Raw genomic sequence first — 12,430 nt, forward strand, 5'->3', positions numbered from 1 at the left:
TCAACGGCCGCCGGGCGCACGGATGCGACTACTGACGGGCGACCACAGTCAGCCCGGTATAGCTGCCGCTCAACTGCAGGTAGTACGTGCCGGCCTTGGGCGCAGTGATGCGGATCGTCTCGATGTTGCTGCCCGCACGCGCCGAACGGAACTCGTAAGCGCTCGCAGTCGGCGGCGCCCCATAACGCGCATGCAGCGTGACGTCGCCACGGCCGGCCAGCGTCATCAGCGTCAGCGTGCGGCCGGCCTGCGCCTCGAAGCGGAACAGCGCGCCTTCGCCAGTGGACGCCAAGCCAGTGACGTCGGCGCCGTTGAACAACTGCGTGCCGAGTTCGCAGGTCTCGGTGGCCGGATCGCAGGGCGTCTCCAGCGCCTTCTCGAGCGCGCGGGTCGCATCGACGATGCCCACACCGATCGGGGTATTGGCCGGCGGCGGCACGTTGAACGGACGCGCGGTGCGCTTGAGCAGGATCTCCATGTCGGCAGGCGTCATCGGTGGGCGGTCCTGCGCCACCAGCGCGCTCTGCACCAGCGCGGCGATACCCGACACATGCGGGGCCGCCATCGAGGTCCCCATCAACCCGGTGTAGAGATACTGCCCGGAGGTCGGCGTGGTCTTGCCGTCGTAGCCGGTCTGCAGCACGTAGCCGTTCCAACCGCCGTTGCCAGTGTCGAACTCGCCGCCACCGCCGGGACCAGAGACATCGACCACCGCACCGAAGTTGGAGTAATACGCGCGCCCGCTGTTGATGCGGTTGGCGCCGACCGTGATCACGTTCTTGCAGTTGGCCGGCGAATAACGCTGCGCATCGTCGTTGTAGTTGCCGGCCGCCACCACAACCACGCTGCCGCGCGCGACCGCATCGTCGATCGCCGCCTGGGTCATTGCCTCGCACTGGCCCTGCCCGCCGAGGCTGAGATTGATGACCTCGGCCGGGTGCGCATTGACCGGCACCCCCTCGACCGCGCCGCCCGAGGCCCAGACGATCGCATCGGCGATGTCGGAGTCGTAGCCGCCGCAGCGGCCGAGCACGCGTACCGGCAACACCTGGGCGTCGTAGGCGACGCCGGCACCGCCGATGCCGTTATGGGTCGCCTCGGCGACCGTGCCGGCCACGTGGGTGCCATGCCAGGTGCTGTCGATCACCGGCGAGCCGCTGTAGCACTCGCCCGCCACCGGATTCCAGTCGCCATGGTCCAGCGCGCCGGGCACGCGATCGGCGGTGTCACGCCGGGATACGAACGGATCGGTGATGAAGTCATAGCCGGGCAGGATGTTGTCGGCGAAGTCCGGATGCTCGGCTAGGATGCCGGTGTCGAGCACCGCGACCACGACGCCGGCACCGGTCGAACGGTCCCAGGCATTGGCGACGTTGATCGCCCCGGCCGAACCCTGCAGGTGCCACTGATGGCTGGCGAAGAATTCGTCGTTGGGCGTGAGCTGCGGCGAGACGGTGCGCTTGTCCACGCCGGTCGCGCGCATACGCCGGTCCACGTGCACCGAGGCCACCGCCGGGTCGGCGGACAGTTCGGTCACCAGCGCCTGCAGGTCGCGCGCCGGCAACGGGCGCGACAGCCGCAGCACGTCGAAGCCGACTGCGGTCGTGCGCAGATGGCCGACCTGCAATGCCGGCAGCGCCTTGGCCGCGCGCCCCGCCGCGGCCGGACGCTCAAGGCCCGCACGACGGATCGCGGCGGTTGCGATCTGCAGCTTGCCGCTGCGGTCGGTGCTGGCGATGCGCGTCTGCGCATAGCGCACGACGATACGATCGGACGCGGCCTCGGCTGGCGGCGCCACATCGATGCGGGGCACGATCCTGGCGGGGGTGCGGGCCGCGTCGGCGACCTGCGCGCCGAGCGTGCCGGCCAGGATCGCGGCCAGGGCCAGGCTGATGGATGTCTTGTTCATGGTCGAACTCCTCGATTGGGTCGAGCTTTCGGCAATCGCGCGTCGCGCTGCCGGGGGCATTGGGAAACGGCCGGCGGCGTCCGCCGGCCGCACGATCACAGATCGATGCCGAAGCCGATGCCGGCCGAGGCCTCGTCGCCGCTGAACGCGCCACCGAGGCTGAAGGAGCCGCGGTCGCCCAGCTTGCGGGCATAGCCGACAGACAACGCGCGCTCGCCGCTCTGGAAGCCGGCGCCGACCGCCACGCGCCCGCGCGGGCTCTGCGTGCCGGCGGCGTTGGTGGCCATGTTGAGCATCGCCGCGCTCATCGCGCCCTGCTTGTCGAGCCGGCGGTCGACGTCGCTGAAGCGCCGCTCGACATCGCCGCGATAGGCCGCGAAGTCGTCGTTCCAGGCCGCGAAACGCTGGTCGGTGTAGGCATTCGCCGAGGACAGCGTCTTGGTCGCGGTGGTGTCGGTATAGGCCTTGGCCTCGGTCACGCCGGCCTGGACCTGCGCGACATTGGCCGCGTCGGTCGCGGCAGTGCCGGCGGCGACATGGGTGATCTGCCGCGCGTTGCCGGTGCTGCCGACGGACACGGTGTTCGCCCGATCGGCCACCGAGCCCTGGCCCAGCGCGACCGCGTTGTCGGCGGTCACCGATGCGCCCTGCCCGATCGCCGTACCCGAGGCCGCCGACACCGAGGCGCCCTCGCCGACGGCCACCGCATTCGTGGCGCCGGCCGAGATCGAGGTGTTGGCGCCGAGCGCGGTGCTGCCGTCGGCGTGCACCTGCGCGTTGCCGCCGACCGCGGTGTCGTTGGGGCCATGCGCGTACGCACCGCCGCCCACGGCCACACCGTTCTCGCCGTTGGCGGCCGCGCCGCTGCCGACCGCGACACCATTCGGACTGTCGGGGCCAACGCTGGCTTCGCCGTCGCCGCCGATCGCGATCCCGCGTCCCCCCGCTTCCACCGCGCCGATGTGCGCATCGATCCGGCTGATGTGTGCATCGATCGCGCCGAGCGCCTGGCCGATCGAGCTGTAATGCACGCCCTGCAGCACATAGGCCGGCGCCGATACCGTGCCGAAGGCGGTGACCGTTGCGCCGCCGCCCAGGACATCGGCGACGCTGCGCAAGGCGTCGTGCACCTGGCCGCCGTTGACCGCCTCGCGGCTGTCGCCCGCAATCCGGCCGGCGGCGACGTTGTCCAGACGCGTGCCGTTGGCGCCACCGAACGAGACGCGCGCCTTATCGGAGCCGTCATAGCGCACCGCGCCTTCGGCCAGTTCGCCGAGGTTGCCGGACACGGCCTTGAGCTGGGCGAGGTTCACCGCATCGGTGTCCTCGGTGCCGGCCGCGACATTGATGATCTGCCGGGTGAAGGCCTGGTTGACCGTGCCGTCGTTGCCGTTCGTCCACTGCTGCGATGCGCCGACCGACACCGCGTTGCCGCGGTCTGCCAGCGAACCTGCGCCCAGCGCAACGGCGTTGTCCTCCAGCGTCAGCGATTGGAAGCCCAGCGCCAGCGCGTTGCGCCCCAGCGCGGTGCTGAAGCCGCCGAGCGCGACCGCGTACGGCGCCGCCTCGCGACCGCCGGGACCGCCCCCCAGTTCCCACGGCCGGAAACCACCGGCATTGGCCCAGGTCCCGAGCGCGAGCGACCCGTCGCCCTCGGCAATCGCCTGGTAGCCGGCCGCAATCGAGGCATCGCTGTTGGCGTAGGCGCCGTTGCCCAGGCTCACCGACTGGGCACCGTTCGCGAAGCTGAAGTTGCCGACTGCGGTCGAATAGCCACCGCGCGCAAGCGCACCGGCGCCCAGCGCCGTCGCGCCTTCCTCATAGGCGAACGCGCTACCGCCGACCGCCGTGGCGTTGTAGCCGCTGGCCCATGCGCCCGCGCCCAGCGCGTGCGCCATCTCGCCGGTCGCACTGGCGTTGTAACCGTAGGCCGTGGCCCACAGCCCCTCGGCGCTGCTGTGCGCGCCGACCGCCATGCTCGCCGGGCCATCGCTGTAGGCACCCAGGCCGATCGCCAGGCTCTGGTCGCCCAGCGCGGTCGCCTCGGTGCCGATCGCGATGGTGTTGAGGTTGCCCGCTTCGGCACCGTTGCCCAGTGCCAACGCGTTCTCGGCCAGGGCCAGCGCGTTATGGCCGACCGCGACCGTGCCGTTGGCGTAGGCAGTCGCACCGGCGCCATAGGCCGAGGCGCCGTAGCCGATCGCAGTCGCGGTCTCACCGGCCGCCGTGGCTTCCTCGCCGGCCGCGAATGCGCCGGCGTCTTCGCTCGAATCTTCGCGACCGACCGCGGCGAAGTACGGCACGGCGGCGACATCGTCGGCACGCGGCGCGACCGTGTCCGCGTCGACGGCGAACGCCGCGGCCGGTACGGCGCCCAGCGCCGCTGCCAGTGCCAATCCCCGCACCGTGCGTGCGCGGCCGCTGCGGCGCGCCAATTCGGACGCGACGACGAGCCGCCCGGTGGCCCGATGCCTGACCAGCCTGTAGATCCTGTTCATTACGCTAACCCCTGGAATGAGACGAAGACGATGGGCACGTCCGCGCACGCAGCCCCCTGCCGCGTCCGCCGTGCCGTTGCTGTGTGTCGAGTCCCGTCGACGGGCCCCACCTGCTGCGGGGCCTGAGGGCCATTGCGGCCGAGGTCCGACACTAAATTTCAGTCGCGTGACTTGTCACACTCTGAATCTGGCCGGATCATCACGACTCCTCACATTCCGTCCGCCGACGGCCACCAACATGCCGTCGAGTCTGCTTCCCCGCCTGCGTCGCCGGGCCGTCTCCGGGCTCCAGCGGATCTCGGACTGGCTGCAGCGCGTGCCGCTCGACGAGCCGATGGATCGGCGCAATGCCGCGACGTTGCAGGTGCTGTTCGTGTTCCTGGGCGTCACCGTGCCGCTGAATTGGTGGCGCCATCTGACCGCCGGCATGCTCGCGCCGCAGTTCCGTCCCTTCATCACCGCCGACATCGTCGCCGCCCTGCTGTGCTGGCTGTGCCTGTGGCTGATCCGCCGCGGCGCGCTGCGCGGTGCGATCGCCCTGTTTGTGACCGCGCAACTGGGCGCGGCCAGCGTGGGCTACGCGACCACCGGCGTGCTGATCGATCAAACCGCGCAAATGCTCACGCTGGTGATCGCCGGCCTGATCCTGGGCCGGCGCGCGCTGTGGATGGTGTTCCTGGCGGTGCTGGGCGTGGTCCTGATCGGCGTGGGCGTGGCGCTCATCCCCAATGCGGACGCCGAGCAGGCGCTCACCCGTGCGGCGGTGCTGCTGCCCTCGTTCTTCATGAGCTATCTGGTGATCACACTGGTGCTCGATCGCAGCATCGCGGCGCTGCGCGAAGCCTTGGCCGAATCGAAGGCGCGTGGCGCGCGACTGGAGAACGAGATGCGCGAGCGCGAGCAGGCGCAGGCGCAACTGATCGAGGCGCAGAAGCTCGAGGCCACCGGACGCCTGGCCAGCGGCGTGGCTCACGATTTCGACAACATCCTGGCGCTGATGGCGGCGTTCTCCAGCGAGCGCCATCGGGTCGACCCGGGCGCCGATGCGCATGCGCGTGCCGACGCACTGGCGCAGGCGCTCGAGGGCGTCGAGCAGGCCTCCCAGCGCGGCATGGCGCTGACGCGCAAGTTGCTGACGTTCGCCCGGCCGCAGCCGGCGACGCTGGACACGGTCGACGTCGGTCGCGCGCTGGCCGAACTCGCGCCGATGCTGCGGCAGACGTTCGGCCCGGATGTGCGCGTGCGCGTGCCGCGCGTCGACGCCGCCCTGCCGATCCGCATCGACCGCCACCACTTCGACTTGGCGCTGCTCAACCTCGCCTCCAACGCCCGCGACGCGATGCCGGACGGCGGCACGTTCGAGGCGAGCGCGGGGGATGCGGCCGACGGCGGGGTCGAGATCGTGCTGCGCGATGATGGCCACGGCATGCACGAGGCCGTGCGGCAACGGATCTTCGAGCCGTTCTTCAGCACCAAGGCGGCCGGCAGCGGCACCGGGCTGGGCCTGGCGGTGGTACACAGCCTGGTGACCGGCGCCGGCGGCACGATCGAGGTCGAGAGCGCGCCTGGTGCGGGCACCTCCTTCCGCATCCGCCTGCCGCGCGCGCCCGAGGCGCTGCGCGATCAGCGCAGCGAGGTCAGCACGTAACCTTCGCCGTGCACCGCCGACAACGGCAGGACGTCGCCGCAGGCCTCGGCAACTTTGCGGCGCAGGCGGTAGATCAGCGTGTCGAGCCGATGCGGGTCGAAATCGTGGACGTTGTCGGAGACCGCGGCGATCAGGCGGTCGCGTGCGACCGTCTCGCCCTCGGCGTCGACCAGGCACTGCAGCATCCGCCGCTCGGACTTGGTCAACGCCGCGCCGTGACCGCTGGGCCCGACCAGACGCCAGCCGTTGTCGGCCAGTCGCCAGCCATCGACCGGTGCAGGCGACGGCGCATCACCGTGCAGGCGACGGGCGAGGCTGTGCAGGGTCGCGGCCAGCAGGTCGATCTCGACCGGCTTGGCCAGATAGGCGTCGGCGCCCTCGTTGAGCCCGCGCACCCGGTCGGGCGTATCGCGCCGGGCGGTCAGCATCACGATGCCCATCCGCGGATGGCGCATGCGCAAGCTGCGCGCGACGTCGTAGCCGCTGGCATCGGGCAGGCCGACATCCAGTACCACGATGTCCGGCACGCCGCGGCGCAGGCGCAGCTCGAGCTCGGCCGCACTGGCCATGCCGTCGATCTGGAAGCCGAAGTCGGCCAGGCGCGGCAGCAGGATGCGCTCGCGCAGCATGTCGTCGTCTTCGAGCAGCGCAATGGTCAGCGTCATGGTCGTCGTTCCGCGCCGGCAGGCGTGGGGGAATCGCCTCGCCGGCGCTCCGATGGTAGCGCGCCGCGCGACCGACACGAGCCTGCCATGCGGGGCGGGCATAATGGAGGCGCATCTTTTCGTTTCCGGGCCGACTCTCCATGCGCGTTTTCTCCGCGGGCATCGCCTGCACCTTGACCCTGCTCTGCGCTGCCTGCGCCTCCATCGACGCCCCCGCGCCGCCCCAGGCCGGCACCGCACTGCACGTCGACGTCCCCGTCGCCGCCCGTCCCGCCGACGAGACCGCGCAATGGTGGTACCGCAGTGGCGCTGCGCGTGCGGCGGGCAATGGCGCGATGGCCGGGAACGCGAAGAACGTCATCGTCTTCCTCGGCGACGGCATGAGCCTGACCACGGTCGCCGCGGCCCGCATTCTCGAAGGCCAGCGCAACGGCGGCACCGGCGAGGAACACCAGTTGAGCTGGGAGCACTTCCCGCACACCGGGTTGAGCAAGACCTACAACACCGATTCGCAGACGCCCGACTCGGCCGGCACCATGACCGCGGTCGCCACCGGTGTGAAGTCGCACATGGGCGCGATCGGCGTCTCGGCCGGCGACCGCACCGACTGCGCCGACAGCCAGGGCCGGCACCTGCAGTCGTGGCTGCGCCTGGCCGCCGAGGCCGGTCTTGCGACCGGCATCGTCACGACCGCGCGGCTGACCCATGCCACCCCCGCCGCGACCTACGCCCACGTTCCGGACCGCAACTGGGAAAGCGATGTCGACATGCCCGAGGCCGCACGCGCGGCCGGCTGCCGCGACATCGCCAGCCAGTTCGTCGACGCGGTGCGCGATGGCTACGGCCCGCGCGTCGCCCTGGGCGGCGGTGCGCGTCCGTTCCTGCCCGATGCGGAGGTGATGCCCGGCATCCGCGGCCAACGCCGTGATGGACGCAACCTCGTCGAAGAGTGGCAGGCGGCCCGGCCCGATGGCGCATTCGTCTGGACCACGCGGCAGCTGCAAGCGGCGCGTGCATCGTCGTCGGTGCTGGGGCTGTTCGGCCTCAGCCACATGGACTACGAGCACGACCGCGACACCGGCCCTGATGGCCAGCCCGACCTGGAAACGATGACGCGCTTCGCGATCGACGCCCTCTCGCGCGACGGCAAGGGCTATGTGCTGCTGGTCGAGGGCGGCCGCATCGATCACGCCAACCACGCCGGCAACGCGTTCCGCGCTCTGGACGAAACCGTCTCGATGTCGCGCGCAGTGCAGGCCGCGGTCGAGGCGACCTCCGCCGACGATACGCTGATCCTGGTCACCGCCGATCACTCGCACACGCTGAACTTCGTCGGCTACCCGGCGCGCGGCAATCCGATCCTGGGCAAGGTCCGTGGCCGCACCGGCGAAGAGGGCGATCCCACCGCCTACGCACTCGATGCCACCGGCCTGCCGTACACCACGCTGTCCTACGCCAACGGCCCGGGCTACACCGGTGCCAGCGACCAGCAACCGGCCGGGCCCAAGACCCATGCCCACGCGCCCCGCAGTGTCGAGCCGGCGCAGGGACGGCCGGACCTGCGCGAGGTCGACACCGAGCACCCGGACTACATGCAGGAGGCGCTGGTGCCGATGAAGAGCGAATCGCACGGCGGCGACGATGTCGGCATCTGGGCACGCGGCCCGGGCAGCGACGCGGTGCGCGGCACGATGGAGCAGAACGCGATCTACCACATCATCGTGCAGGCGACCCCGGCCTTGCGTGCGCAGCTGTGCGCGGGTGGCCACTGCAACGCCGACGGCGTGCCGGTCGAGCTGCCGATACTGGCGCCGGCACGCACGCACTGACGCACGCGCTGCGGTCGAGCTAAGCTGCGCGGCATCTTCTCCATGGCGAATGCGCGCATGAATCGTCTCGACGGCAAGGTCTGCGTGGTCACCGGCGCGGCCAGCGGCATCGGCCGGCGCATCGCCGAGGTCTATGCCGCGGCCGGCGGCCGCGTGGTCGTCGCCGACCTCGCGGCCGAGGCCGCCGAGACAGTCGCCGCCGGGATCCGTGCCACCGGCGGCGACGCCCTGGCGTTGACGATGGATGTCGCCGACGAGGCGCAGGTCGTGGACGGGATCGCCCGCGCGATCGCACATTACGGGCGGATCGACGTGCTGGTCGCCAACGCCGGCATCCAGATCGTCAACCCGATCGTCGACTTCGACTTCGCCGACTGGAAGCGGCTGCTCGCGATCCATCTCGATGGCGCGTTCCTGACCACGCGCGAGTGCCTGCGCGACATGGCCAGGCGCCGCGAAGGCGGCGCCATCGTCTACATGGGCTCGGTGCATTCCCACCTCGCCTCCAAGCTCAAGGCCCCGTACGTCACCGCCAAGCACGGGCTGCTCGGCCTGGCGCGCGCGGTGGCCAAGGAAGGCGCCGAATACGGGGTGCGCGCGAACGTGGTCTGCCCCGGCTTCGTCCGCACGCCGCTGGTGGAGAAGCAGATCCCCGAGCAGGCACAGGCGCTGGGGCTGAGCGAGGACGAGGTCGTGCGCCAGGTCATGCTCAAGGACACCGTGGATGGGGAGTTCACCACGCTCGACGATGTCGCCAACGTCGCCTTGATGCTGGCCGCGTTCGAGACCAACGCACTGACCGGACAGAGCCTCAACGTCAGCCACGGCTGGGCGATGCAGTAGCCACCGAAGCGGTAAGCGCATCGCTGAATCGAGACTGGCCGAGCGGGTGTCGTACGCCTCGACCTCGGGATCACCCTAGCTGCCGTGCGCAGGCCCGACTTTTATCCTGAATAGGATTTCCCAGTCAGGTTCCGCATGAGCATTCAGCCCGCCGCAGCGCACGCACCGTCGTCGCTTCCCGCATCCCCGTCCACCGAGCCCACACGGCACATCGTGCAACCGGCCGAGAGCCTGGTCCAGATCGCGAACCAGTACGGCGTCTCGCCGCAGGACCTGCTCAAGGCCAACCCGCAGGTCGTGAACCCGGAGATGATCTATCCCAGCGACGAGCTGGTGATCCCCACGCGCGTGTCGCAGAGCGACAGCCAGGGGGTCTCGATCTCCAACTCCGGCGGCATCAGCGCCAACCAGAGCACGCGTACCGACACCCGCACCACATACACCAGCGATGCCGGCACCGTGCACCAGTCCACCACGTCGAGCAGCGGCAACGTCAGCGTCAATCCGGAGGCCGGCTCGGTCACTGCCTCGGGCGGCGTGTCCTTCAGCGAGTCGGTGAAGTCGGCCAAGGGCTATGGCGTGAGCTTTGGCGCGGGTGCGAATGCATCGGTGACCGGCGGTGTGAACACCGCCAATGGCGTGACGACCTATAAAGCCTCGAGCGATGTTTCGGTGTTCCTCAAGGGCGGCGTGAACACGCCGCAGGCCGGCGTCGAGCTCGGCCGGACCGATGGCATCCGCGCCAGCTATCAGGTCGCGATGCCGGCCGATGCCGGCGTCGATCCGCTGTCGGTCAATCCGTTCTCGCCGCGCTCGATGCCGGTCGGGTCCACGGTCACGATGAACGGCTCGGACTACACCACCAACGAGTTCAAGGCGACGTTCCGCAATCTCGCCACGCAGACCAAGATCACCGACGAGACCGGGGTCAGCACCGTGATCGCGCGCACCGGCGAGGACACGGTCCGCGTGACCGCGGGACCGACCGAAGCGATCAAGGCCTACAACGGCGTCGGCGTGGAATTCGGGATCGGCAACGTCATGCTCGGTCGCAACGACAGCCTGGCGGGTGCGACGCTGCGCACGGCCGAGTTCGACCTGTCCACCGAGGCCGGCCAGGCCGCCTACAACGACTTCCTGGCCGCCGGCCGCATGCCCGAGACGAACGGCGCCGGCGTCGCGGACGTCGCCACCATCGAGCGCCTGGACTACAGCTCGCAGACCAACCTCAGCGCCAAGCTCGGGCCGGTGAACCTGTCGCTCGACGGTGCACGCAACACCGGCAACATGGTCGTGACCACGCGTCCGGACGGCAGCATCGAGCGTAACGTCGACCTGCAATACGCAGGCAACGTGCCGATGAACGTGACCCAGCGCTGGGACGCGAACGGCAACGAGATCGCCAGCGCGCGCGTCTACAGCTACGACATCAAGGTCGACCAGAGCAACGTGCAGATGCTCAACACCGCACTGAGCGGCAACCTCGACGGCACGCCGGTGCAGGAAGGCCAGACCGTGACCCTGAGCTTCAGCGAGCAGCAGATGGCCGCGCTGGCCGACAAGACCGCCACCGCGGTCGGCAACGGCGCCCATATGAGCCTGGGCCATCTGCTGGGCTACCAGAACCGCGACGGCAGCTACCCCACGCCCGAGGCCTGGGACTTCGCGCTGTCGTTGGGCCGCAACCTGGGCAATAGCGATTACGGCCTGTCGGAGCGGCTGTTCTCGATCTCCGACGGCAGCACGGCCGGCGGCTTCGGCGACCGCAGCTACGCACGCATCGACGCCGGCGTCACCGCGCACGAGTGATCGACAGGACACGCCCCGGTCGGTCTACGCCGGCCGGGGCGTTGTGCTGTACGGAGCTTCAGAACGGCTTGGCGATCACCAGATACACCACGCCCACCAGCAACAGCACCGGCACTTCGTTGAACCAGCGCAGCGCACGCGTGGAGGGCAACGCGCGGCCGCGCCCAGCGCCCTTGAGCCAGCGCCCGCCGACGACGAAATGCGCGAACAACAGCGCCACCAGCAGCAGTTTGGCGTGCATCCAGCCCGCACCGCCGACCATCGTCGGGAAGTCCGGCAGCACCCGATAGCCCAGCCACAGCACCAGGCCCAGCGCGACCGCCAGACCCGCCATCACATGCCCGAAGCGGTACAACCGCCGCCCCATCAGCACCAGCCGCTCGTGCACCTCGACACGGCCCTGCGCCTCGACCAGGTTGATCAGGATCCGCGGCAGGTAGAACGCGGCGGCAATCCAGGCCATCACGAACACCAGGTGAAAGGTCTTGACCCACAGATAGGCTTGCATCGTGCGCTGGCTCCTTCGGCTGGCGCATAGGATCGCATGTCGACCGCATCGGGTCGCACGCGGCGCTGCCGCTTAGAATGACCGCCCCTTTCGCGCCGGCACTTTGATGGCCAAGCAATACGACCGTGCCTACTTCGACCGCTGGTACCGCGCCGGCGACATCGGCGGGCCGGCGCGCCTGGCGCGCAAGGTCGCGCTCGCGGTCTCGACCGCCGAATACCATCTCGAACGGCCGTTGCGCAGCGTGCTCGACATCGGCTGCGGCGAAGGCGCCTGGCGCGCACCGCTGCGTAAGCTGCGCCCCAAGGCGCAGTACCTGGGCTTCGATGCCAGCACCTACGCGGTCGGTCGGCACGGACGCACGCGCAACCTGCACCTGGCGCGGTTCGGCGATTTCGCGATGCTGCGGCCCTGCCCCCCGGTCGATCTGCTGGTGTGCAGCGACGTCATGCACTACCTGGACACACGCGAGCTCGATCGTGGCCTGCCCGGTCTGGCCGCGCTGTGCGGTGGCGTCGCGTTCCTGGAGACCTTCGCCCGCGAGGACGGCGCCGAAGGTGACGATGACGGCTTCCGGCAGCGTCCGGCCCGCTTCTACCGCACGCGGTTTGCCGGCGTCGGCTTTCGCCCGCTGGGCTCGCACTGCTGGCTCTCGCCGGCCCTGGCCGACGCCGCCACGGCACTCGAACTGGCGCCAATGACTGGCTGAATCCGGCCGCAA

The 12,430-nt window shown here is 70.2% G+C and carries 9 protein-coding genes; 5 read left to right on the forward strand and 4 right to left on the reverse strand.

What is annotated here, in order from left to right:
* Positions 1-28 precede the first annotated feature (28 nt).
* Both WAF18_RS09905 and WAF18_RS09910 read right to left on the reverse strand, forming a co-directional pair.
* Entirely contained in the window at positions 29-1,909 is a 1,881-nt protein-coding gene (locus WAF18_RS09905; RefSeq protein WP_337244943.1) for a S8 family peptidase, read from the reverse strand.
* Positions 1,910-2,004: 95 nt separating this feature from the next.
* Positions 2,005-4,407: an ESPR-type extended signal peptide-containing protein gene (locus WAF18_RS09910; protein ID WP_337244944.1), complete on the reverse strand. Its 2,403-nt coding sequence runs from the start codon at positions 4,405-4,407 to the stop codon at positions 2,005-2,007.
* Positions 4,408-4,645: 238 nt separating this feature from the next.
* Between WAF18_RS09910 and WAF18_RS09915 the strand changes: the two genes are divergently transcribed.
* The gene (locus tag WAF18_RS09915) at positions 4,646-6,055 is read left to right on the forward strand and encodes an ATP-binding protein (RefSeq protein WP_337244945.1); all 1,410 of its coding nucleotides are present in this window, start codon (positions 4,646-4,648) and stop codon (positions 6,053-6,055) included.
* Here WAF18_RS09915 and WAF18_RS09920 read toward each other — a convergent pair.
* Positions 6,031-6,720, reverse strand: coding sequence for a response regulator transcription factor (locus WAF18_RS09920; RefSeq protein WP_337244946.1), 690 nt, complete (start codon positions 6,718-6,720; stop codon positions 6,031-6,033). The genes WAF18_RS09915 and WAF18_RS09920 overlap by 25 nt on opposite strands.
* A 140-nt stretch (positions 6,721-6,860) precedes the next feature.
* On the opposite strand from WAF18_RS09920, the gene WAF18_RS09925 reads away from it, so the two are divergent.
* The 3 genes from WAF18_RS09925 to WAF18_RS09935 all read left to right on the forward strand — a co-directional run bounded on the left by WAF18_RS09925 (position 6,861) and on the right by WAF18_RS09935 (position 11,201).
* Positions 6,861-8,549: an alkaline phosphatase gene (locus WAF18_RS09925; protein ID WP_337244947.1), complete on the forward strand. Its 1,689-nt coding sequence runs from the start codon at positions 6,861-6,863 to the stop codon at positions 8,547-8,549.
* A gap of 57 nt (positions 8,550-8,606) precedes the next feature.
* Positions 8,607-9,392, forward strand: coding sequence for a 3-hydroxybutyrate dehydrogenase (locus WAF18_RS09930; protein WP_337244948.1), 786 nt, complete (start codon positions 8,607-8,609; stop codon positions 9,390-9,392).
* Between the two features lie 135 nt (positions 9,393-9,527).
* A complete protein-coding gene (locus WAF18_RS09935; RefSeq protein WP_337244949.1) occupies positions 9,528-11,201 on the forward strand; it encodes a LysM peptidoglycan-binding domain-containing protein in 1,674 nt (557 codons plus the stop codon).
* 58 nt (positions 11,202-11,259) lie between these two features.
* Here the strand turns inward: WAF18_RS09935 and WAF18_RS09940 are convergent, their stop codons facing one another.
* Complete coding sequence (locus tag WAF18_RS09940) at positions 11,260-11,709, reverse strand: CopD family protein (protein WP_337244950.1); 450 nt, start codon at positions 11,707-11,709, stop codon at positions 11,260-11,262.
* A 106-nt stretch (positions 11,710-11,815) separates the two neighbouring features.
* On the opposite strand from WAF18_RS09940, the gene WAF18_RS09945 reads away from it, so the two are divergent.
* Positions 11,816-12,418 carry a class I SAM-dependent methyltransferase gene (locus WAF18_RS09945; RefSeq protein ID WP_337244951.1) on the forward strand — a complete coding sequence of 201 codons (603 nt, stop codon included), beginning with the start codon at positions 11,816-11,818 and terminating at the stop codon, positions 12,416-12,418.
* Positions 12,419-12,430 lie beyond the last annotated feature (12 nt).

The sequence above is a fragment of the Luteimonas sp. gir genome, assembly GCF_037198055.1.
In the GTDB taxonomy this organism is placed as follows: Bacteria; Pseudomonadota; Gammaproteobacteria; order Xanthomonadales; family Xanthomonadaceae; genus Luteimonas; species Luteimonas citri_A.

Excerpts from the sequence above, each read along its gene's own strand:
- WAF18_RS09935 (WP_337244949.1), top strand. The coding sequence starts at position 9,528 with ATGAGCATTCAGCCCGCCGCAGCGCACGCACCGTCGTCGCTTCCCGCA.
- WAF18_RS09930 (WP_337244948.1), top strand. The coding sequence starts at position 8,607 with ATGAATCGTCTCGACGGCAAGGTCTGCGTGGTCACCGGCGCGGCCAGC.
- WAF18_RS09925 (WP_337244947.1), top strand. The coding sequence starts at position 6,861 with ATGCGCGTTTTCTCCGCGGGCATCGCCTGCACCTTGACCCTGCTCTGC.
- WAF18_RS09905 (WP_337244943.1), bottom strand. The coding sequence starts at position 1,909 with ATGAACAAGACATCCATCAGCCTGGCCCTGGCCGCGATCCTGGCCGGC.
- WAF18_RS09945 (WP_337244951.1), top strand. The coding sequence starts at position 11,816 with ATGGCCAAGCAATACGACCGTGCCTACTTCGACCGCTGGTACCGCGCC.
- WAF18_RS09910 (WP_337244944.1), bottom strand. The coding sequence starts at position 4,407 with ATGAACAGGATCTACAGGCTGGTCAGGCATCGGGCCACCGGGCGGCTC.
- WAF18_RS09915 (WP_337244945.1), top strand. The coding sequence starts at position 4,646 with ATGCCGTCGAGTCTGCTTCCCCGCCTGCGTCGCCGGGCCGTCTCCGGG.
- WAF18_RS09940 (WP_337244950.1), bottom strand. The coding sequence starts at position 11,709 with ATGCAAGCCTATCTGTGGGTCAAGACCTTTCACCTGGTGTTCGTGATG.
- WAF18_RS09920 (WP_337244946.1), bottom strand. The coding sequence starts at position 6,720 with ATGACGCTGACCATTGCGCTGCTCGAAGACGACGACATGCTGCGCGAG.